The sequence below is a fragment of the Nostoc sp. XA010 genome, assembly GCF_020829625.1.
Lineage (GTDB): Bacteria > Cyanobacteriota > Cyanobacteriia > Cyanobacteriales > Nostocaceae > Nostoc.
Genome location: NZ_JAIVFX010000004.1, coordinates 259994 through 280979, shown reverse-complemented (window position 1 = coordinate 280979; position 20986 = coordinate 259994). Strand labels below are relative to the sequence as shown.

20 protein-coding genes and 1 pseudogene are annotated in these 20986 nt (G+C 41.8%); 15 read left to right on the top strand and 6 right to left on the bottom strand.

What is annotated here, in order from left to right; translation table 11 throughout:
• Window positions 1–64 precede the first annotated feature (64 nt).
• From LC608_RS08585 to LC608_RS08575, 3 genes are all read left to right on the top strand, one after another.
• The gene (locus LC608_RS08585; protein WP_229553127.1) at window positions 65–289 is read left to right on the top strand and encodes a hypothetical protein; all 225 of its coding nucleotides are present in this window, start codon (window positions 65–67) and stop codon (window positions 287–289) included.
• Between the two features lie 387 nt (window positions 290–676).
• Window positions 677–946 carry a DUF2171 domain-containing protein gene (locus LC608_RS08580; protein WP_229553126.1) on the top strand — a complete coding sequence of 90 codons (270 nt, stop codon included), beginning with the start codon at window positions 677–679 and terminating at the stop codon, window positions 944–946.
• A gap of 112 nt (window positions 947–1058) precedes the next feature.
• On the top strand, window positions 1059–1844 hold the full coding sequence (locus tag LC608_RS08575; protein ID WP_229553125.1) for a hypothetical protein: 786 nt from the start codon (window positions 1059–1061) through the stop codon (window positions 1842–1844).
• A gap of 199 nt (window positions 1845–2043) precedes the next feature.
• Here the strand turns inward: LC608_RS08575 and LC608_RS08570 are convergent, their stop codons facing one another.
• The 3 genes from LC608_RS08570 to LC608_RS08565 form a co-directional block, all read right to left on the bottom strand.
• Window positions 2044–2448, bottom strand: coding sequence for a response regulator (locus LC608_RS08570; protein ID WP_229553124.1), 405 nt, complete (start codon window positions 2446–2448; stop codon window positions 2044–2046).
• Between the two features lie 426 nt (window positions 2449–2874).
• Window positions 2875–3009: a hypothetical protein gene (locus LC608_RS36820; protein WP_267871014.1), complete on the bottom strand. Its 135-nt coding sequence runs from the start codon at window positions 3007–3009 to the stop codon at window positions 2875–2877.
• 478 nt (window positions 3010–3487) lie between these two features.
• Window positions 3488–3640 (bottom strand): CopG family transcriptional regulator, encoded by a 153-nt coding sequence (locus LC608_RS08565; protein ID WP_229553123.1) that lies wholly within the window; start codon window positions 3638–3640, stop codon window positions 3488–3490.
• Between the two features lie 778 nt (window positions 3641–4418).
• Here LC608_RS08565 and LC608_RS08560 point away from each other — a divergent pair.
• The 3 genes from LC608_RS08560 to LC608_RS08550 all read left to right on the top strand — a co-directional run bounded on the left by LC608_RS08560 (window position 4419) and on the right by LC608_RS08550 (window position 6725).
• Window positions 4419–4706, top strand: a complete 288-nt coding sequence (locus LC608_RS08560) for a hypothetical protein (RefSeq protein WP_229553247.1) — start codon at window positions 4419–4421, stop codon at window positions 4704–4706.
• A gap of 698 nt (window positions 4707–5404) precedes the next feature.
• Complete coding sequence (locus tag LC608_RS08555; protein WP_308189844.1) at window positions 5405–6205, top strand: RMD1 family protein; 801 nt, start codon at window positions 5405–5407, stop codon at window positions 6203–6205.
• Between the two features lie 181 nt (window positions 6206–6386).
• The gene (locus tag LC608_RS08550) at window positions 6387–6725 is read left to right on the top strand and encodes a hypothetical protein (RefSeq protein WP_229553121.1); all 339 of its coding nucleotides are present in this window, start codon (window positions 6387–6389) and stop codon (window positions 6723–6725) included.
• A gap of 693 nt (window positions 6726–7418) precedes the next feature.
• On the opposite strand, the gene LC608_RS08545 is transcribed toward LC608_RS08550, so the two are convergent.
• Together LC608_RS08545 and thrS are read right to left on the bottom strand one after the other, a co-directional pair.
• Window positions 7419–7898 (bottom strand): hypothetical protein, encoded by a 480-nt coding sequence (locus tag LC608_RS08545; protein ID WP_229553120.1) that lies wholly within the window; start codon window positions 7896–7898, stop codon window positions 7419–7421.
• Window positions 7899–8357: 459 nt separating this feature from the next.
• Entirely contained in the window at window positions 8358–10208 is a 1851-nt protein-coding gene (gene thrS / locus LC608_RS08540; RefSeq protein WP_229553246.1) for a threonine--tRNA ligase, read from the bottom strand.
• A gap of 414 nt (window positions 10209–10622) precedes the next feature.
• Between thrS and LC608_RS08535 the strand changes: the two genes are divergently transcribed.
• The 6 genes and pseudogenes from LC608_RS08535 to LC608_RS08510 all read left to right on the top strand — a co-directional run bounded on the left by LC608_RS08535 (window position 10623) and on the right by LC608_RS08510 (window position 13510).
• The gene (locus LC608_RS08535) at window positions 10623–10940 is read left to right on the top strand and encodes a DUF2605 domain-containing protein (protein WP_229553119.1); all 318 of its coding nucleotides are present in this window, start codon (window positions 10623–10625) and stop codon (window positions 10938–10940) included.
• A gap of 329 nt (window positions 10941–11269) precedes the next feature.
• The gene (locus LC608_RS08530; RefSeq protein ID WP_229469394.1) at window positions 11270–11599 is read left to right on the top strand and encodes a DUF2973 domain-containing protein; all 330 of its coding nucleotides are present in this window, start codon (window positions 11270–11272) and stop codon (window positions 11597–11599) included.
• A 373-nt stretch (window positions 11600–11972) separates the two neighbouring features.
• Window positions 11973–12158: pseudogene (locus tag LC608_RS08525) on the top strand (BrnT family toxin); the annotation flags it as partial.
• Window positions 12148–12444 (top strand): BrnA antitoxin family protein, encoded by a 297-nt coding sequence (locus tag LC608_RS08520; protein WP_229553117.1) that lies wholly within the window; start codon window positions 12148–12150, stop codon window positions 12442–12444. The pseudogene LC608_RS08525 and the gene LC608_RS08520, both read left to right, overlap by 11 nt.
• A gap of 128 nt (window positions 12445–12572) precedes the next feature.
• A complete protein-coding gene (locus LC608_RS08515; RefSeq protein ID WP_229553116.1) occupies window positions 12573–12830 on the top strand; it encodes a RusA family crossover junction endodeoxyribonuclease in 258 nt (85 codons plus the stop codon).
• The gene (locus LC608_RS08510) at window positions 12830–13510 is read left to right on the top strand and encodes a hypothetical protein (RefSeq protein ID WP_229553115.1); all 681 of its coding nucleotides are present in this window, start codon (window positions 12830–12832) and stop codon (window positions 13508–13510) included. Before LC608_RS08515 ends, LC608_RS08510 begins: the two co-directional genes overlap by 1 nt.
• Window positions 13511–13619: 109 nt before the next feature.
• Here LC608_RS08510 and LC608_RS08505 read toward each other — a convergent pair whose 3' ends face one another.
• Complete coding sequence (locus LC608_RS08505; RefSeq protein ID WP_229553245.1) at window positions 13620–15908, bottom strand: amylo-alpha-1,6-glucosidase; 2289 nt, start codon at window positions 15906–15908, stop codon at window positions 13620–13622.
• A 794-nt stretch (window positions 15909–16702) separates the two neighbouring features.
• Here LC608_RS08505 and LC608_RS08500 point away from each other — a divergent pair.
• From LC608_RS08500 to trpE, 3 genes are all read left to right on the top strand, one after another.
• The gene (locus LC608_RS08500) at window positions 16703–18712 is read left to right on the top strand and encodes a DICT sensory domain-containing protein (protein WP_229553114.1); all 2010 of its coding nucleotides are present in this window, start codon (window positions 16703–16705) and stop codon (window positions 18710–18712) included.
• A gap of 188 nt (window positions 18713–18900) precedes the next feature.
• Complete coding sequence (locus LC608_RS08495; RefSeq protein ID WP_229553113.1) at window positions 18901–19326, top strand: photosystem I reaction center subunit II PsaD; 426 nt, start codon at window positions 18901–18903, stop codon at window positions 19324–19326.
• Window positions 19327–19420: 94 nt separating this feature from the next.
• Window positions 19421–20950: an anthranilate synthase component I gene (trpE, locus tag LC608_RS08490; RefSeq protein WP_229553112.1), complete on the top strand. Its 1530-nt coding sequence runs from the start codon at window positions 19421–19423 to the stop codon at window positions 20948–20950.
• Window positions 20951–20986: the final 36 nt, after the last annotated feature.

Sequence of the window (20986 nt, the reverse complement as noted above, 5' to 3'; positions counted from 1 at the left end):
TTGGATAGAAACAATTGCATAAAGATTACTTCTTTTTTAGTAGGCAGAAACCAGGCTTTTAAGATTGAATCGAATAAAGGAAATTGAGGAAAATAAAATAGCTTTAATTGGTTGGGAACTCTTTAGAGAAGTAGAAATTATGCAACTGCAAATAAATAGACTATTCGATCAAATGCTGTCACCTCAAGAGAGCGATCGCCTACGAGGGGATGTAGTCCATCATGGCATCTGGCATTTACACCCCCTGCCGAAATCCACGAGACTACCGATGCCTTTAAGCTACGTATAGATAGAATTTCCTGGCTTAAAACCAGATGATTTAGATGTGAAAGTGTCCCCAGAGGCAGTTTAGATCAGAGGGGAACGCAGATTTGAAACCACTACTGAAGAAAAAGGCATTCGTCGCTCTGAGTTTCGCTATGGTAGCTTTGGCCAGATAATCCAATAGCTTTGCAAAGCGGTTTGATTTTCACTTAAAGCATTAGCCCTTAAAAGCTTTTTACCCAAATTAAATTACTGATTTCGGTACAATACCATCTGTCTGTAGAATGAAGCACATCATCAAGAATAGAGCGTATCCTCTAGTGTAATTGAATAAAAACCTATCTGCTTACAAACAAAACTACTCAGTAGGATTTAGGTTTAACTTTTTACCAATTCAATCAAGAGGTACAAAATGGACGTATCACAAATTAAAGAAAATTTGCCAGTTTATGCAGAAGGCCCTGGCGGTTTATCAGGGGCATCTGACACACATATTGGGAATATCGACTCTGTGGAGGGAGGCAAGTACATCAAATTGATAAAGAATAATGCTCCCGATGGACAACACCACTGGTTTCCTATTGACTGGGTAAGGGCAGTAGATGAACGAGCCGTTTATCTGAAAAAGACGGTGGATGAAGTGATACAAGAATTGCTCAATGAGCAGCCCGCTAGTGTTTAAAATTGTTAGTTGTTGAGTGGATAGCGCTGCACATCTTCTACAAAGGCAGCGCTTGCCTATCCACCATCCAGAATCAGTATCTTCTGTCCCCTATTCCACCAGCGAAACCCAAATGGCTAATAAAGAGCTAGAAACGCTCAAAAAACTAGCTTTTAACCAATCTGAGCGCAGTTCAGAACAGCCCTTGTCACTACCAGACTCCAACGCTAGCTTACCTAAAGAAAAGCCTAAGCGAAATATGAACTGGTGGTTTCTAAAGATAGCATCTATTACAGGATTATTGTATTTACTCTTTATCGTACTTACTCCTACCCCAACTCCTCAAGAAAACCGTAGAATTGGAAATACGGAAGTTATTATATTTAGTTTGATTTTGCTGTTTAACTCAGGTTTGCTAGATAACATAGATGATATCTCAATTTCAGGTACGGGAATTGCGCTAAAGAGGTTCAAGCAAGAAGTTAGAGATGATATCAATAAGTTGCAAGATGAGCAAATCGCCGAACTCAATACACAACAAAAGGGGATTGACTTGCTTCAGGAGCAACAATCAGCAACATTGCAATTTTTAGTTAGATATCTGATTGATGGCAATGAACTTAAGCATCTAATTAAGCTTAATTCTCAAGAAGAATTTAACTTTAAATTTGACGATGATTTAGCAATAGAACTGAAGCATCTTCGAGCTATGGGGTTTATTAATAATTTTCTGGGCAAAGGAATTGAAAAAGTTCAACAAGATGGAGAAGGCGATTTAAAAAACTATTTTCACATTACGGAAGAAGGTAAATCGTATTTAGCTTTGAGAAAAACTTTAGGCATCAATGAAATTCCTGGGCTGGGTGAAGATGGACGATGGCATCGAGACATTAGGGATTCAGCAAAAATATTGAACTAGAGAACTTTTAAAAAATAGCAAATTAAATATAGCCCTTCTCGTTTATGTGAGGTATATCGGTAAGGATATGGCAGTGCTGTGCCTCTACACCTGGCAATATAATGTTGTATGCGAACCGCTATATTTGCCTTAAAATGGCGTTCTTGCATGAATCGCGAAAAATGTTAATAGAAAGTAATTGAACAGTAGCGCTTCATGATTACCAATTACAAGAACCAACTAAGCTAGCCACTATCTCAACTAGTTCTTCAGGATCAATGGGTTTAGATAGATGAGTGTTAAAGCCACCTTCTAAGGCACGGATACGATGCTCACTATCAGCAAAGGCTGTTAAAGCAATAGCCGGGACTCGTCCACCATTCATTGGTTTGAGCGCACGAATTTTGCGGATGAGAGTGTAGCCATCCTCCCCAGGTAAACCAATATCAGAAATTAAAACATCGGGTTGCAATTCAGATAAAACTTTGCGTGCCGCATCTGCTGATATCACTGCTATAACTTTTGCTCCATCCATTTGCAACACAGTAGTGATGAAGAAGCGAGTATCATCATCATCCTCAACTACCAGAATATTTAAACCAGCAAGAGTTTCAGAAGGTTCCATAAATGTCATTTTATTATAACTTTCTGTGACTTTTACCTGCTAATGATAAAATCAGCGCTTGAGAAACCCTCAAAATGACCTTTTTCATATGTGGTGAAAAGTCAGAGGTATATAATCAACGGTAAAAAGGGGCAGGGGAGCAGGGGCCGGGGGGCAGGGGGAAAAACTGAATATGGTTGAATTACGTAAAAGATTTATTAAGTATATAAATTAAAGCTTTTCCTTGTAAAGCAGTCTCTATCTATGGATTACTTGCCAAAGAAAAAATTGGGATAAAATTCGTTTTATACTTGCTAATCAAACTATTAGTGATGATTTGAATATAGTAGTTCCCATTCAGATGCTATACAACATTATATCATGAGGTGTAGGGTGTACCTCACGTAAACGAGAAGCGCTATAAATGCGATCGCAGTACTTTGTGATCTACAAGTTCATAAACACACGGCTCTCGATATTCTTGAGAGGTTCGATGGTTGAGCGATTGACTACGATATTGGGCCAGAGGGCGCGATCGCATTGCGATCGCTCTCTAACTCCAAAACGCAAATAATGCTTCATTATCGAAGAAATCTGCAAGTCCTATGTAGTTTTTATGTCATTTCTAGCCAGTTGTAGAGCGGTAACTGAACTCTTTTGAGTACTGTATCACTAATGTAGAGGCGTTCAACAGCACTCACACAACAACTGGCATAGAGCGGGAGAAGTGATGCAGGGTTAAAGCTGTGTTTCAAACTACAACTTCTTCACTGTCTAACGCTGTTGATATCTCTATTAAAGCTCCAACAGCACAACATCAGTTGCCAATTTGCCGAAATCTGTGGCCTTTATAGATAGGGGAGCCGGGAGTAATAAGCAGGGAGAAAAGGGGAAACTTTCTCCCCAGCAAAGCGCAACCTGCCCTAATTCCTCTTTTACTTTCCCCTGGAAGAACTGTCTCTTGCTGACAAGTCTTGTCTAGCATCAAGTTCATTGAAACTTTTATTCCCTCTCTTGGTTAAGTTTTTATCCAGTGTGTTTTCCTTTTCTTTTAGGTTTTTTACTCTTCATTTTGAATTGGAAGAGAGCGAATTAATTCCCGAATTACATCGGTTGCTGGTCTGCCAGTGTTTGAGCAATATTTTTCCAATTTCTCAGCCTCACCTGATGTGAGATTGATTGTAAGTCGTTTAACAACCCATTTCTTATTCATAATATTAGACAAGTTCAATTTTTCAACTACTTCTCTAATATCAATCACTTAATCTGTTACTACCTGGGTATTATCAAGGAATTATAATTCAAGAAATGATGAAGCAAACTAATATGTTTTTCTAAAAAATAGTCAAGATGTAAAGTCTATTTTAGAATATAAAGTTTAACTCCCTTAAAAGTAGTAACTATAAAGCAAGTACCAAGAGAGTAGAAAATATTTTATAAAGACTAAGTAATTTGCTCAAATATACACTAGCCCACATCAGAAGCCCAACCTACAGGACCACATTGGAGATACTAGGGCAATTGAGGAAGCGATGCCTACGGCGCACTGCGCCTACGCAATTAAACTAGACAACTCCATTTTGGCTCATTTACTCACCCTTTTGCCTTTGAGTAAAGAACAGTAGCATTGTCATAACAGGCTATTTGCTGTGGCGTGACCCTCTTTTAGATAAAGGATAAAACTACGGATTTTGAGGCAGTTCTTGCTGGTGGTCGCCGAGCGCAGTCGAGGTGAGCCAGAAGATAAAAGCTGTCACAATCGCTGCAAAATGCAAAAAACTCCCGACAGATATTTTGGCAGATATAGCGTGAGTATGCCTCTTAATATAGTCATATAGGAATATGCTTTACCGCTCTCATCTCAGCAATTAGATAGTTTAAAAGACCGTTTTTAATGATTTAATATCATTACTGGATTTGTATTTAATTGCAAATCTATTCTCACGAGAGTACCTAGTCCTTTTTGTAAGTCTAACTAGCAATTAAAAATGATGCAAAATACATTGGTTGATAAAACCTTCCGCGACAACGAAGGTAACATTGTTATAGCTCAGATGCCAAATTTACCGCTTATTGTTGGGATAGTAACTAGTTTACTAACTGTAGTTTTTACAAGCGGCAAAATCAATACATTGTTAGACCTAGTAGCTTATGGCTCTTTGTTTACCTGGGCGTGGCTGGAATTATTTCAAGGCGTTAATTATTTTCGGAGAGCGCTAGGTCTTGTTGTACTTGTTGGCCTTATCGTTTTCAAACTTCAGTATTTCAGTATTAATTAAGACTAAATAATTAAGCCAAATTATTTAGATATTTTTGACGAGAACTCCCATGCTTGATTCCCATTGAGCGGAAGCGGTAGATAACATCGAAACGCAGCTAAAGTCTGTCAATTTTTCTGGTGTATAAGTTTGCTAGGTAGCTACCCTGAAAGCTCCTAGCCAGCAGAATCAATTTTATCTCAAATAAGCTTGACGTAGAGATTTAGACAAGATACAGCTATGTCAACATGATTTAGAATTCCTAATTTAAAGAGCGTCTGAGATGCTGAACTCTCCACGCTCTTTAAAAATGAGCTTATGAACTGCTGTATCATTGTAACATTTATAAATTATGAATTATTTGTCAAACACCTTACCAGGCGGTGGTTTGCGGTCTTATAGCCAGAAAGCGATCGCTTGATAAATAATAGATTGTAGCAACTGGCAAAAAAATTTTGATTAGAAGCGACATCATTAGATCCTCTTAGCATGAAAAGGCAGCTAAGAATTGGGGAATAAAATTATTTAAATGATAGGCATAGCTAAAAAACCGGATCTTCAAGAGTACTGTAACCCTTACCAAGGTCATGCTGGATAGATTTATTGGTAAGCTGAGATGGTAGCGATCTCCAATAACAGGCATGAATTGCGTAGGCGTAGCCCGTCGTAGACATCGCTACTTGAGCAGTTCAGCAAGCAGAATCTAGCATAGGGCGACAATGCAAAAACTCCTTTTTAATGACAGAGATAGATTTAGAGCGCAGGCCCTATTCCTTGGTAAAAATATTAACTTACAGAACTTGGAAAATTACGTTTGCTTGGCGACTATGCCAGTAATAGTTTCAGTCGGTGAACACGGCTGTGCGGTACTGCTGAACTATGGTGCAGTTGTCTTGTTTAACCTTGAGCCTGTGGAAAAGGTAGCCTTCTTGACCAAACTATCCTCTCAAGTTAGTGGCTCTTTTGCCAACCCAGAAACAGAAGAGGTAGAAATTCATCTCAACGTAGCAGAGAGTGAGCGAGTTAAGGAAGGAAAAATTTTCCTGCATGAATTTAGTGTAGAACGCTTGCAGATAGTGGCTGATATTCTTGCCAAGAGTGTTGTGCTGTCTCACTATGAAACCAGCCTAGCGGCTGTATTTGATCAAATTGAACCTTTTGCAGCTAGTCTCCAGCGTGAAAACAGGAGTAGACGCCAGAGCCGGGAATTACTGCGTCAACTTGGGACTACCCTATTAGTTCAACATAAGATTGTCGGTCAAGTAGAGATTATCGATAAGCCGGAGTTACTCTGGGAATCCCCACAGTTAGAAAACTTATATCTGCGCTTGGAGGATGAATACGAAATCCGTGAGCGTCACCATGCCCTAGAACGCAAACTAGATTTAATTGCCCAAACTGCACAAACGGTGCTGGAGTTCATGCAGCATAGCAGTAGCCAGCGAGTAGAGTGGTATGTGGTGATTTTGATTGTAGTAGAGATTCTTCTGTCACTATACGACATCATTTTCAAAAGCTAACGCTAAATTTGGAGAGCGTAAACCTATTGGACTAACTGAAAACTGCTATATTCTATCAGACGATTTATAATCATCTGGGCTAGGTGCAAAATGTTAATTAAAAACATTCTTCCCTACGAACGTGATAGAAAATACTTGTATGATTTATGATTTTTGACTCATAGTGTAAGGATTACAGATAATGCACGTTCTCAAAAGATCCATCAAACCAGCCACTTATATATCGTTCCTCCACATTTACCAAACTACTTGGGGAACTGCTGGTGATATTTGTTTAATCCGTGAATCTGTAGCTAATGAAAGTACAGCAAAGTTTATCGGTCACAAAATCCAACTAGCAATTCCAAGAGGATTGGAGCGCGATCGCATCGCTAACTGTCCGATAATCAAAGTTGCAGGTAATGTCGGTGAGGGACATCCTAAAGAGCATCCGTTGGAATGGGAGACTTATGAAGGTGTAGATCCAGAAATAGCTCTAGCGGCTCTCAAACCTTGGGGCTTCAAGTTAATTGAACTTTAGGGAGTTGACAAGCTCAACTCCCTTTCATTATTCTGCTAAAGTTACTTTTTCCAAAATCGCCCAATTTTCTTTTCTCCCCCAGTGTTATCAGACATTGGCTCAAATGGGAAAATTTATCTCAGGCAAACTTTCCCATTTTTGCCGTAATATCAAGCCAATTGTTTTACTCTAACCGGATATTCTTAAATTATTGTAGTATTTATACCGTTTCTTTGTGAAGCTGCATATATTTACCCCCCGGCTACGCCGTCCCCCCTTGTGAAGGGGGGACTGATTATGTGCATCTTCATAGAGAATTGGTATTAGGACTTACGCACTGTATAAATACATCGTGATGTGAATTAACGATCTTGAGCTTGTTTCAGGCTTTTCTTAATTATCTTGTGATGCCTACGGCGGTAAACTACGTAAATAGGTAATGCTATGCCCCTACAAAAAATGTGGTTCTTAACTTCCGCATATTTGCAATTTATATATCGATGCAAAAGTCCTAAGCCCAATCAAACCTCACCTTGTTTTTGCTATGCAAAACCTTTCCTTCTCTTTATCAAGCAGAGGGATGTCCGTCAGGACAGGGTGAGGTTTTAAAGGACTATGACTTAAGGCGAAAGGCTCTGAAGTACGATATACAAAGATGTCGCACCTGTCACTCAAGGGTTTTCAGCTAGCCACTCGTATAAATAGGCAAAGGGATTAACCACGGTCCCAGTCGCGATCGCGCTCATAGCGAAGGTTATTATTACGAATGTTGCGAAGGTTATTATCGCGCTCATAGCGGTGATTACGATCGCGTTCATAGCGGTGATTATTATCGCGCTCATAGCGATAGTTATTGTCGCGTTCATCACGACGGTTATTGTCACGCTCATAACGGTGATTACGATCGCGCTCATAGCGGTGATTATTATCTCGCTCATAACGGTGATTACGATCGCGCTTATAGCGATCGTTATTGTCACGAATGTTGCGAAGATCATTCTGGCGGTCATAATCACCATTTCTGTGGTGACGACTATGACGTTCGTAGTTCCGATCATCGTTGCGTTGATAGCCGTAGCTATCTAACTCAGCAAGATAAGACGCTGGTGTATTAGCATCAGCTTTTGGAGAAATCGCCAAAGCTGATGCAGATGCTATCAAGCCAGCCAGCAAAATAGAGGTAAAGCGGTTCATAATGTTAGTCAAAAATTATTGACATTAATTTATGCAAGTCCAGTCTGTTTAGGAAGAGCAGATTCCACAAGTCTTTAAATCTATGCTATCAGTCTTGAATAAATCAGAAAGTTTTCTTGGGTGCGGTGATTGAAAAAACTTTTGTTGTCTGTGATACTTTCTGACCTTTCAAATCCCATAAAAAGTTAAAATTAAAATGAGTGTTTGAACTGGATTGAATCCACCTCTGAACTCCGTCAACGAGTCTTTGATACTCGTAAATGAGGCTTTGAACTCCATTAATGAGTCTTTAATATTAAATACGTTACGTAAGCGTACCCTTCGGGAAGCAAGCTACGCGTCAGCGTCCCGCAGGGAATGTAGAGAAGCTCGTCGTAGACATCTACCAGCTAGCCAATAATCTAATCTACTAGACAAAACGCACACCAATTATAATTAGTGTGCGTCTGCGGTTAGATTTTAGAAATTCTCGAACTTAGCGATCGCATCTTTCATTTTATCCACCACCTCATCTACAGGGATAACTCCCAATTCTCCAGAAGCGCGGGTACGGATACTTAAGGTGTTGGTTTCCACTTCCTTAGCTCCCACCACAGCCATCACGGGTATTTTTTCTTTCTCTGCATTGCGAATCTGTTTACCTAAGCGATCGCCACTAGTATCAACTTCTGCACGGATGCCCAATGCACGCATCTTCGCCACCACATCTTTAGCAAAGTCTAGCTGTGTATCACCTACTGGCAGTAATCTAGCTTGCACTGGCGCTAACCACAAAGGAAAATCGCCCGCATATTCTTCAATTAAGATCCCAATTAGTCGTTCCAGTGAACCAAAAGGCGCACGGTGAATCATCACTGGACGTTTGCGAACACCATCTTCGGCAACGTATTCCAAATCAAAGCGTTCTGGCAAGTTGTAATCTACCTGCACAGTTCCTAATTGCCACTCCCGTTCTAGGGCATCACTAAAGATAAAATCGAGTTTGGGGCCATAAAATGCCGCTTCTCCAATACCTTCAAAGTGATCCATCCCCAAAGTTTCAACTGCACGGCGAATTGCACCTTCGGCTTTGTCCCAAACTTCATCTGAACCGATGTACTTATCACTAGCTGGATCGCGGAAACTGAGTCTAGCTTTAAAGTTCTTCAGTTGCAGACTATTGAACACCGACAAAATCAAATCCACCACACTGAGGAATTCACTATCTAGCTGTTCTGGGGTGACGAACAGGTGAGAATCATCCACAGTAAAACCGCGCACCCGTGTTAAACCGCCCAATTCCCCTGATTGTTCGTAGCGGTAAACAGTGCCAAATTCCGCCAACCGCATGGGTAGTTCTCGATAAGAGCGTAACTCACTCTTATATATTTGGATGTGGAAGGGGCAGTTCATCGGCTTCATGACGAAGCCCTGTTCCTGTGTAGCAGCTTCTTCATTATCTGCCATCAAAGGGAACATATCTTCTTTATATTTCTGCCAATGTCCAGAGGTTTTAAATAAGTCTACTCTGGCAATGTGAGGCGTTACTACGGATAAATAACCCCGTTTTAACTGTTCTTGCTTGAGGAAATCTTCTAAAGTACTCCGCAACAGAGTACCTTTGGGTGTCCACAAAGGTAAACCCGGCCCCACTAAATCAGAAAATATAAATAATCCCAGTTCCTTACCCAGTTTCCGGTGATCTCGCCGCAGGGCTTCTTCTTTACGTCGCTTATATTCAGCGAGTTGTTCTGAACTTTCCCAAGCGGTGGCGTAGATACGTTGTAATTGGGCTTTAGTTTCATCCCCACGCCAATAAGCACCAGCAACGCTTTCTAGTTCAATTGCCTTGGGGTTTAATTCACTGGTATTTTCCAGATGAGGCCCCGCACACAAATCCCACCATTCATTCCCCAGGTGGTAAATCGTGATTGGTTCCTCTTTGATATCTGCCAGGATTTCTAGCTTGTAAGGTTCGTTAATTCCCTGAATCCGGCGTTCGGCTTCTTCGCGGCTGACTTCTTCTCGAGTAACCGCCAACTTGCGATTAATAATCTTCGCCATCTCTTTCTTGATGGCTTTGAGATCATTTTCGCTAAATGGTTCTGGATTGTCGAAGTCGTAGTAAAAACCGTTTTCAATCCAAGGGCCGATTGTAACTTGCGCCTTGGGAAACAGCTTTTGTACTGCCATTGCCATAACATGGGAAGCAGTGTGGCGAATCTTCTTTAAGTTCTCCGATTCGCTGGTACGCGGTAAATAAATTTTTTCAACTTGTTCTGACTGTTCGGACTGATTTGATGAATTTGGCGACATTGGCTGCTGAACCATTGGCGAAGTGATTACAAAAGGTGATTTGTCTGAATCTGTAGGCTTATTCAACTATAACGACTTTGATTTTTGCTTTTTTCACCTTTATCTTCTAACTACTGGCTTAATTTGTGATAGGGGATAAAGATAAATTTTTCATCGGTTCGCTGAGTATCAAATTCAGGATTCCCCGCGTAGGCGTAGCCCGTCGTAGACATCGCTAAATTATCTTATCAATTGCAACTTGCTGTCAGCTATACCTCTAGATGCCTCTCCAAAGGAACTGTACAAACCCATTAGCAAGACTATATAATGATTTATGTGTTCTTTGTTACAAAGTTTTACATGCTTGAATTATGAGAGAATGGAAAAAAATGTTAAGAAACGTAAATAACGTTAATATTAGTAAGAAAGTTTGAAATATCCTTCTCATTTATGTCAGACTCAAATTTACCAGGGACTGATTTGCTAGAAACGGTTTTAGAACCCCTGCTGGAAGATTTTCAGCATTGGTTTACGCGATCGCGTCATTTACTCGAAACCGAGCAACTATCATTTATGAGTCACCAAGAGCAATCTGACTTGCTTTTGCGGGTTAAGCAAGCGCAGGATGAACTAAATACGGCGAAGATGCTGTTTACAGCTACTGATAAACAAGTCGGAATTGATATGGCAACATTAATGCCTTGGCATCAATTAGTAACAGAATGTTGGAATGTTGCAATGCGCTTTCGCCAAGGGCGTGAAGTCTAAGCAACAGATGGGAGGATTTGCTAAATTTTGGCAGACTACTTAACGATGTCTCAAGGCTTGCCTCTTTGCGTCTACACAAGACGGTAAATCAGCCGTCAAATAAATAGTAAATCTCTCTTAACACTTTCTTAACATTTCTTGGATAAACAAAGTAATGTATCCTATGCTACCGTAAGTGAAATAACGGTTGACAAATAGCTCCATATAAATGTAACTGCACAAAAAGTGCGTCAAATATTCGTCTTAACTGTGAGTCACAGTGTTGGCGAAACAAAGCGTTACAAAATCAAAATAAAGTTTTAAAAATTGCTGTCCTGGAGGAAAATTCAATGTTACACCTGCTTTACATTCTTGCTTTTACAATCCTTGCATTTATAGCTGTTGGCAACTTAATTCGTAACTTGATCATGTTCAGTTTTGATCGGGAGCGAACTTACCCGACGAATTCCTCGCCAATGAATAATCAAGGCAATTATGGTTATTATTCATCAAAAAAACAATTTGTACCCCATCCAGAGTTATTAGATAGCGCTGGCAAATTAATTAAAGAGCCACTTTTGGTAATGCGTTCGATTAATGTTGAAGATGCGCGTCAACATCTCGATGCACTTTACGAAGCATCCCCAGGACATAAAAGAGATAATTCTGAGGAAGCATAAGAATTAGGAAGTAGGAGTTAGGAATTTGGGTGTAAATTATTGTTGTTTTTACATCCTTAACCCTTCCCGTACCAGAAATTTATTACCATCCTTGAACTTGAGGCGATCGCTTCGTAGGCTGGTAAGTTAATATTGTGTGGGAATTCCAGTTGAGCAGATAATCGATGCCTGGACTAGCAAGTAATTATCTCACCAAAAGCACTTAGAAATTTACAAAAAAGCGTATTGACAACGTAAATACATCTTGCCTAGACTATGAGGTATGGATGTGTTTTTCGTGCTTAATGGTGTCACCTTCCTTTGGAACGAGGAGAAACCTCGGATTAATCCCAGCAATCATAACGGCATAACATTTCAGTAAGCCGTAGAAGCTTTCTTCGATCCGTTTCTAGTGGTGGTTGATGCAAGCCGCAATGATGAGCAGCGGGATGCTGTGATTGGCTTGGACAGACGATGGAATCTTCTGTACGTCGTCTACATTGAGCGTGAAAACGACATGATTAGGATCATTTCGGCTCGGAAAGCGACGCGCAAGGAACGTGAATACTATGAAAGCTGAAGTTTTAAAAAAGCGACTCGATAAAAATCGTCCAATGACAACAATTACAATTCGCATTCCCGAAGATGTGATTGAGGATTTGAAGCGGGTAGCACCATTGTTAGGGTTTTCTGGTTATCAGCCATTAGTTCGTGCTTACATGGGACAAGGACTTAGAGCAGATATTGAGCAACTTGAGGGTGATACTGTTTCTACATTGATTGCCAGCTTGAAACGGCATGGTGTGAGTGATGAGATAATTGGTGAAGCACTCAGCGAAGCTACTGAGCGAGGCAGAAACAGTTAGTAACGGCAGTATTCCTCTTTCATGAGTAGCGGGAATTATCCGCTTGTGTTCGAGGTTACTAGCATAAAATAACCTGTGATCTATTATTTAAAAGTGCATTGACCAGATTTGAGTTCATAGTATTGGTTATGCTCCAGATAACCTATTTCTATGATTCCGATCAAATGGATGTAGACAATATAGTGAAGCCTATTCAAGATGCACTTAAAGAATTAGCATACTACGACGATCGTCAAGTAAGCGATCTCGTAGTTAGAAAGAGGAATTTGTCAGGTAACTTTAGAATAGAAAATATGACCTCGACATTGGCGGAAGGCTTTGCGCGTGGCAATGAGTTCTTACATATTGTCGTAATTGATGCTCCTAACCAGGAGGTAATTATTTGATGGAAACTCCAACTGCAAACTTAGAAAGAGAGCGATTGCTGAAACTAGCAGAGGAGTATCGTGAAAAGGGGTACGAAGTTTTTTTTCATCCAAATCCAGAAGACTTGCCAGACTTCCTTAATCATTATCGCCCTGACATGATAGTACGTCGGGGAGAAGAAAATGTAGTTATTGAAGTGAAGTCACGCTCCTCACTGAACTCTTCTTCTAATCAAGACTTACGTAATTTAGCTCAAGCGGTAGAAAAACATCCTGCTTGGAGATTTGAATTAGTAATGACCAACCCAGAGGATATAATGTATTCTCTGAAAGCAGAGGGTTCTCTTCAAGAACATGAAATAGAATCGCAGTTGCAAGTAGCAAGGCAACTGATAACGCAACATCCAGAATCAGCTATCTTATATTCTTGGTCTTTGGTAGAAGCAACTTTGAGACTTATAGCCCAAAAGGAGGAGCTAAGTTTACAAAAATTTGATCCACTCTATTTGGTGAAGCAATTAGCAATTGAAGGTGTAATTTCAAAATCTGAGTATCAGTTACTAATGAATTCACTCTTATTACGTAATTCTATTGCTCATGGCTTCAAAACTACACAAATTACGCAAAATTCTGTATATGAATTGATTGAGCTTACAGAGCAGCTTTTAAGAAGTCTACACACTGGCGATAAAGCAGACTAACACTGCGTTGGTTGGAGTACATAGTAGGACTGTCGGTGCTGAATTCCAGGTTATATTACCAAGCATAAAATAGGGAGTAGTGATTCCCTATTCCCTACCGCTTCTTTTCTTATGCTTCAATAACTACCCGCAAATTACCGCGTTTTTTCGCAACGCGACAAGCAGTCGTAGTCCCAGAACGCTCGAATTCTAAATCGAGGATAGTGGGGCCGACTCGCAAATTATGAAATGACAGACGATTAATCGATTCTGGCAAAGCGGGGTCGATTATTCGCAAGCAGTTGTTTTGAGCATCAGGCACCAAGTTAACCATCATTTGCAGTAGTTGGAAGACACTCCCAGTAGCCCAAGCTTGGGGAGTGCAGGCAACTGGATACTGTACAGGGGCATTATCACCGTTCCGTTCGTAGCCGCAGAAGAGTTCTGGAGGACGTTGATAAGGCTGCTGACTAGTCATGTCGAATAAACCTTGGAAAATTTCCAGGGCTTGATCGATAAGACCGAGCGATCGCAATCCCATTGCAATCAAAGCGTTATCATGGGGCCAAACCGAACCAATGTGATAGCCCATTGGATTGTAAGCGGGTGACAAACTACTCAGAGTCCGAATGCCCCAACCATTAAACATATCTGGTGCTCGCAACCGTTCTGCGACACTATAGGCTCTTTCGTGGGTGAAAAGGCCCAATTGCAGACAATGACCAGGATTTGAGGTAATACTGTCTACTGGCTTGCCATCTCCATCCAAAGCTAAAGCGCAAAAATCCTGGTTTTCTACCCAAAAATCTCGATTAAAACGAACCTTAAGATTTCTAGCCTCTTCTTGCCAACGATCTGCCAAATCAAGCCGCTTTTTCATCCTAGCTATCTCTGCTAGGCGTATTTTTGCAGCATAGACATAAGCTTGCACCTCACAGAGGGCAATTGGGCCATTGGCTAATTCTCCCTTATGGTTTACGATACAGTCGTCAGAATCTTTCCAACCTTGGTTAACAAGACCGCGTTTGGATTTACAGAAGTAGCTGAGGTAACTGGTTTCTTTCGTATTGCGATCAATCCAGTCCATTGCTGCTAGAGCATTTGGCCAAAGTTGCTCTAGAAGTTCGTGATCGTGAGTCCAAGCATAATGTTCGGCATAGAGCATCAGCCACAGGGGAGTCGCATCAACTGTACCGTAGTAAGGTGTATGAGGAATTTCTTGACAACGAGCCATTTCTCCCAAACGTAACTCGTGTAAAATCTTTCCCGGTTCTTCTTCGCGCCATTCGTCGTCGATTTTACCTTGGTATGCCGCAAGCAATATCAGGGTTTCTTTGGCGAGTTGCGAGTTTAACATCAGCGCTTGAGAAGCTGTAATCAGCGAATCCCGACCAAATAGTGTCGAAAACCACGGCACTCCAGCCGAAACTGTCTTATGCTTACCAAAAGACTGACGCAACAAATACATATCTTGCTCGGCCCGTTCAATCACTCGATTGAAAATGCTCTTATCTGAGCTAATGCGTGTAATTTGCTGTACCCAGTTTTGCTCCTCCATCAACTCAGCAGCTTTCGCCTGTCCTAAAGTGAAGGCGGCGCTCACGGTTGAACTAGACTGGTTGTTTTTCAACATGCTCACCCGGTAGCCCAACTTTTGAGTTTCGTGAGAAGCCAACTCTAGCTGCCAAACCGCAGTGTAACCCTTAAAATAGTCTGGTTGGCGATGCTGGAATAAAATACGGGATTCCATTACTGAGCCATCTAGACCTTGATAGGCAAGTGTTAAGGATTCTTCCCTAAAAGTTGGTGGCTCTTTGGGTATAGGGGAAACACCATCGGCTAGAGAAATTCCTTCTTCAGCCGTCGGTTCTACTAGACGTAAAAGCTTACCTCGTTTTTCTCTGTCATAGCCCCGGACTTCAAATAAATCAACAAAATCCGCATCAAAGCTAATGGTTAGTTCAAAATTGACAGTGGTTGTGCTGTAGTTAGATACTTCTATTTCTTCAAATAGTGCCCCATTCAGCACCATTTCCCGGCGAATTCCCACAGTTTCGGCTCTAAGGCGTTCGTCGATTCTGGGGTTGGTACACAAAGCTGAGAGTGAAAACCCTTTTTCGGCAGTACTACTCAGAAGTACAGGCGATCGCCCTTCAATTTGCAACTCCAAACGATTGAGAAATCTCGTATCACAGCAAAACAATCCCATGCTGGGATTGCCATCATTAAGGGAACAGCCAGAAATGTTCCCAATAGTATCTGTCACAAAAAATAAATCATCATCTTTAACCGTCAGTGTCGGTTGTGGTCTTTTACTCACAACACAAGGCCACTCCGGGATAGGTAATTGTTCGGCAGGAATAAAAGTTTTTCCATCCAGGAAAATTTTCTCCGGGGTCATTAGCGTATCCGGTGTCATTAGCCAAAGTTCCGTGTACAGGTCTATATTTTTGTGGTCTTCTGAGTAGAGGTTGCTGACCCTCGCAACTTTCAAAAAAAAGACACTTTCTAAAACTTGCTTGAGCCATTGGAGCCAAAATAACACTTGACTACTGCTGATAACATAGCAGCGCTCAAACCCGTATAAGCAAATATTTATAAACTTATTTATAACTCTAAATTGACACTCTCCGCACTTATAGGGCGGAAATTATTTATTTTTTACTATTATACGATTTTGTTTTAAAAATCTATGGTACTTGATTAGACTAATTTATGATAATTCATTAATTGATTAATTTTAATCAATAATTATTGACTAAATTATGTGAATGTAGCAGTAATGATTTTTGGATAAGAGAATTTATTTAGTAGGCATAAATCAACGTAGGCAAAGTAGGCAATGTCTACAACGGGCTACTTTGCCTATATGTGGACTATCAATAAAAAATCAGTGGTTATCAATGAATAAAACACTTGAAAATATACAAAAATTACTAGGTTTGTACTTAGTACAGAAAGATTTTGGTTGTGCAAGCATATTTCAAACTTGGTCGAGAATGTATATTGGGCATAGTAGGTTGCCAATCAACAAATCAAGTTGTATGCACTCCTCCTAATTGGTAACAAAGTGTTGCGCCTGCTTTGGCAGAAAGTGCTTAAACGCGTTCTTTACATATTGCAACTCTCTATTTAACTTGAGAGTCCCTTGGAATTTGTACAATGCAGCTGTGACTTTTGATCTTGTCGAGGTTGAGCGTTTAACAATAATTCATGAGCATTTCTACTTCTGTGCTAAGTGATTTGCTAAAGTCCCTAGCATACTTGCGGCCCCAGCTATATTTTAAGGCTTCACTAACGGCGCTCTCCCATGCGATGGAAGATCAAGTTTTGGCTGCGACTTTAGCACAACCCCTTGTAATTGCTAGTTTCCAGCGAGAGCGATTCTACCGCCAAGAAGCTCATCGCTACCAGCGACTTGCCTTGCGGAGTAACCAAATATACGTATTAGCTGCTCCTGAAACGGATTTCGTCAACAGTTCAGAATACTACGAAAAGATCGCTTTTGAGCCAACGGATGGCTTAAGCCATGAATGGCATTTGGTAGTGATTGGTGACAATTATGCAACTTGTCTAGTTTGCCGGGAAAGCCTTGGTTCTATTGCCAAAAACAAGCAACTACCAGAACTAAGCCCTAATTTGGATATAGACGCAGCGCGAAGATTTGAGGGAGTTTGGACATCCGAAAGGGGAGTTAGTCTCAAAGCAGCTGAATTGCTGTTAGACAGGATTTTGGTTTACAGACCAGAACTGGCAAGTAAAATTGAGGAGGCACGTCAGAGGTTTGGTATAGGAGAACCGAGAAGCCACTCTGGAGCAGAAAAGATCAATGAATATGCTTGTGACATCGATACAGATCCCTTTGTGCAGCGCTTAGTAACTTATTTGCAAGCTAGTCAGTACAAATTGCACAAAGCCTACCGTTCTATTGCTGCCCAAGCACGAAAAGAACGATTAGTCAACTCGATTAGCACAGCCATTAGGCGATCGCTCGATCCTCACGAAGTTCTCCAGGTGGCGGCACAAGAATTAGGGCAACACCTAGAAGCTTGTCGCTGTCTAATTTACCGCGCTCAAGCCACAGATAGCAAAGCCATAATTGAACACGAGTTTTTGAATCCCGGCATTTTATCGCTTCGTGGGCAAACCTGGGAGTTAGAGAAAAATTCTCTATTTCTGGACATAGTGCAACAAGGTGAAGGGGTTTGTATTAGCGATACACTAAATGACCCTCGTGTTAACAATTCGCCAGCTCTCTCCTTGATCGCCAAAAAGTTTGCCATTCGTTCTTGGCTAATGGAACCAGTATTCTATCAGGGGCGATTATTGGGCATCGTGGAGTTGCACTATTGCCGAATGCCACCGCACGAGTGCCAACCTGGAGAATTGGATTTGGTAGAAGCGATCGCCACCCAAGTGGGAGCAGCTCTCATCCAAGCGGAAGCTTATGCCAACCTAGAAGAACTTAACCAGCAGCTAGAAGCCCTAGACCGCACCCGCAGCAACCTCATAGCCATCACCGGGCATGAACTGCGTACCCCCCTATCCACCATTCAAGTGTGCCTGGAAAGCCTTGCTAGTGAGCCTGATATGCCTTTAGAGTTGCAGCAAATCATGCTCAACACTGCTCTTTCCGACTCAGAACGGATGCGAAAACTGGTACAAGATTTCCTCACACTTTCCAACTTGGAAAGCGGCCGGGTGGAATGGCATCCAGAATCCCTCACTTTACAAGAGTGTATAGATTTATCACTCAGCCGCAATCGCACCCGTTCCTCAACGGAAAAGCCGCCGAAAATCAAGACTGAAATTGCCGAAAACCTACCTTTGGTGAGAGCTGACGGTGATTGGCTAGTAGAGGTACTGGCAAAACTCATGGACAATGCTTTTAAATTTACGCCACCCCAAGGAGAAATCACCATTAAAGCCATTTACAACAGCCATCAAATGGTCGAGGTGACTGTAGCAGATACTGGACGCGGCATTGAACCAAATCGTTTAGAAGTAGTTTTTGACCGCTTCTATCAAGAAGAGGGAGCGCTGCGCCGCACCACCGGCGGAACTGGACTTGGTTTAGCAATTTGCCGTCAAATTGTTAATGGCTGGGGTGGGGAAATTTGGGCAGAGTCAAGAGGTAAAGACCAGGGTAGTCAGTTTCACTTCACCATACCGATTGTTCAGAGTAGCCAAGAGGAAAAGCGTGCAAAAGTCAAGAGTAAATAGGGATTGGGCAGGGGAGGCAGGGAGCAGGGTGCAGGGGGCAGGGGGCAGGGGGTAAGAGAGAATGACTAATGACTAATGACCAATGACTAACGACTAATCACTAAAAACTGTTACAGTCTATAACGCGATCGCAATATGATCGTGGTTGCGGTGTTAGGATTCCCTAAAAACGTTGAGAGAATCATCTTATGGCAGAAACACTCTCTGGACAAACCCCGCTATACGGTGGCAGCACCGGTGGCTTGCTCACAAAAGCAGCATTAGAAGAAAAGTACGCTATTACTTGGACTAGCCCGAAAGAGCAAGTTTTTGAATTGCCTACAGGTGGTGCTGCTACTATGCGGCAAGGTCAAAACCTGCTGTACATAGCTCGTAAAGAATATGGAATCTTTTTGGGCGGTCAGCAACTCCGGAAACTCAAAATTACAGACTACAAAGTTTACCGGATTTTACCCAACGGAGAAACCACTTTAGTTCACCCAGCTGATGGTGTATTCCCTGAAAAGGTTAACCCAGGTCGTGACAAAGTACGTTATGTAGACCGTCGTATCGGACAAAACCCCAGTCCCTCTAAAGTTAAATTTAGCGGTGGTACTACCTACGACGCTCCGTAACTAGCTGTTAGTAGCTAATGGGTAATTAGTAATGGGTAATTGGTAACTAAAAACCCATTACCCATTACCAATTACCAATTACTTTTAAAAAATAATGATGTTTCCGGATTTCTCCCAGTTTTGCACCCTAGCGCAACAAGGCAACTTCGTCCCAGTATATCAAGAATGGGTAGCGGACTTAGATACGCCCGTATCTGCTTGGTATAAAGTCTGTGCAGGTCAACCCTATAGCTTTTTGCTGGAATCGATCGAAGGTGGGGAAAAACTAGGACGCTATAGTTTAGTGGGTTGCGATCCTCTGTGGGTTTTGGAAGCAAGGGGCGATCGCACAACCCAGAAAAACCGTGATGGTTCACAGGTCGTTTTTCCAGGCGACCCCTTTACAGCTTTAGCTGAATGTTTAGCACCTTTTCACCCAGTCAAGTTACCACAGCTACCGCCAGGAATTGGCGGTTTGTTTGGGTTTTGGGGCTATGAATTAATTCGCTGGATTGAGCCGCGTGTGCCAATTCACCCACCAGATGAGCGAAATATCCCTGATGGGTTGTGGATGCAGGTAGACCACCTATTGATTTTTGACCAGGTGAAGCGGAAAATTTGGGCGATCGCTTATGCTGATTTACGTGACCCGAAAGTAGATTTCAAAGCAGCATATCAACAAGCGTGCGATCGCGTCACCCAAATGCTTGAAAAGCTATCTCTGCCTCTATCGCCAGAAAAAACTCGATTGGAATGGAAACCGCCAGGGAGCAGGGGAGCAGAGGAGCAAAGTAGCAAAGGAGCAGAGGAGTACAATAGTAATTTCACCCGCCCAGATTTTTGTGCTAGCGTCCAAAAGGCCAAAGACTACATCAAAGCAGGCGATATCTTCCAAGTAGTAATTTCCCAGCGACTATCAACAGCATACACAGGCGACCCCTTTGCCCTTTATCGCTCCCTACGTCAGATAAATCCTTCGCCTTACATGGCTTACTTTAACTTCCAAAACTGGCAAATCATCGGTTCCAGTCCTGAAGTTATGGTGAAAGCCGAAACCGATTCAGATGCTGGAGTCATAGCAACAGTACGCCCCATTGCCGGGACACGTCCACGAGGTAAAACTACCCAGGAAGATGCAGCTTTTGCTAAGGATTTACTTGAAGATCCCAAAGAAGTTGCCGAACACGTAATGCTTGTAGATTTAGGGCGGAATGATTTGGGGCGTGTTTGTCAAAATGGTAGCGTCAAAGTTGATGAATTAATGGTAGTTGAGCGCTACTCCCATGTGATGCACATAGTCAGCAATGTTGTGGGTAAATTAGCACTTGGTAAAACAGCATGGGATTTATTGAAAGCTTGTTTTCCAGCAGGTACGGTAAGCGGCGCACCCAAGATTCGGGCAATGGAAATTATCCACGAATTAGAGTCTAGTCGTCGGGGTGTTTATTCCGGTGTATATGGATATTACGATTTTGAAGGACAATTAAATACTGCGATCGCAATTCGCACAATGGTAGTACATGATAATACGGTAAGCGTGCAAGCCGGTGCAGGTTTGGTAGCTGATTCTGAGCCAGAAAAAGAATACGAAGAGACGCTGAATAAAGCTAGAGGTCTATTAGAGGCAATTCGTTGTTTGTCTTGAACTGGCGCTTGGGGACTAGTACCGCAAGGCGGAAGT

Excerpts from the sequence above, each read along its gene's own strand:
- LC608_RS08580 (WP_229553126.1), top strand. The coding sequence starts at position 677 with ATGGACGTATCACAAATTAAAGAAAATTTGCCAGTTTATGCAGAAGGC.
- LC608_RS08575 (WP_229553125.1), top strand. The coding sequence starts at position 1,059 with ATGGCTAATAAAGAGCTAGAAACGCTCAAAAAACTAGCTTTTAACCAA.
- LC608_RS08570 (WP_229553124.1), bottom strand. The coding sequence starts at position 2,448 with ATGGAACCTTCTGAAACTCTTGCTGGTTTAAATATTCTGGTAGTTGAG.
- LC608_RS36820 (WP_267871014.1), bottom strand. The coding sequence starts at position 3,009 with ATGAAGCATTATTTGCGTTTTGGAGTTAGAGAGCGATCGCAATGCGAT.
- LC608_RS08565 (WP_229553123.1), bottom strand. The coding sequence starts at position 3,640 with ATGAATAAGAAATGGGTTGTTAAACGACTTACAATCAATCTCACATCA.
- LC608_RS08560 (WP_229553247.1), top strand. The coding sequence starts at position 4,419 with ATGCAAAATACATTGGTTGATAAAACCTTCCGCGACAACGAAGGTAAC.
- LC608_RS08555 (WP_308189844.1), top strand. The coding sequence starts at position 5,405 with ATGCAAAAACTCCTTTTTAATGACAGAGATAGATTTAGAGCGCAGGCC.
- LC608_RS08550 (WP_229553121.1), top strand. The coding sequence starts at position 6,387 with ATGCACGTTCTCAAAAGATCCATCAAACCAGCCACTTATATATCGTTC.
- LC608_RS08545 (WP_229553120.1), bottom strand. The coding sequence starts at position 7,898 with ATGAACCGCTTTACCTCTATTTTGCTGGCTGGCTTGATAGCATCTGCA.
- thrS (WP_229553246.1), bottom strand. The coding sequence starts at position 10,208 with ATGGTTCAGCAGCCAATGTCGCCAAATTCATCAAATCAGTCCGAACAG.
- LC608_RS08535 (WP_229553119.1), top strand. The coding sequence starts at position 10,623 with ATGTCAGACTCAAATTTACCAGGGACTGATTTGCTAGAAACGGTTTTA.
- LC608_RS08530 (WP_229469394.1), top strand. The coding sequence starts at position 11,270 with ATGTTACACCTGCTTTACATTCTTGCTTTTACAATCCTTGCATTTATA.
- LC608_RS08520 (WP_229553117.1), top strand. The coding sequence starts at position 12,148 with ATGAAAGCTGAAGTTTTAAAAAAGCGACTCGATAAAAATCGTCCAATG.
- LC608_RS08515 (WP_229553116.1), top strand. The coding sequence starts at position 12,573 with ATGCTCCAGATAACCTATTTCTATGATTCCGATCAAATGGATGTAGAC.
- LC608_RS08510 (WP_229553115.1), top strand. The coding sequence starts at position 12,830 with ATGGAAACTCCAACTGCAAACTTAGAAAGAGAGCGATTGCTGAAACTA.
- LC608_RS08505 (WP_229553245.1), bottom strand. The coding sequence starts at position 15,908 with ATGACACCGGATACGCTAATGACCCCGGAGAAAATTTTCCTGGATGGA.
- LC608_RS08500 (WP_229553114.1), top strand. The coding sequence starts at position 16,703 with ATGAGCATTTCTACTTCTGTGCTAAGTGATTTGCTAAAGTCCCTAGCA.
- LC608_RS08495 (WP_229553113.1), top strand. The coding sequence starts at position 18,901 with ATGGCAGAAACACTCTCTGGACAAACCCCGCTATACGGTGGCAGCACC.
- trpE (WP_229553112.1), top strand. The coding sequence starts at position 19,421 with ATGATGTTTCCGGATTTCTCCCAGTTTTGCACCCTAGCGCAACAAGGC.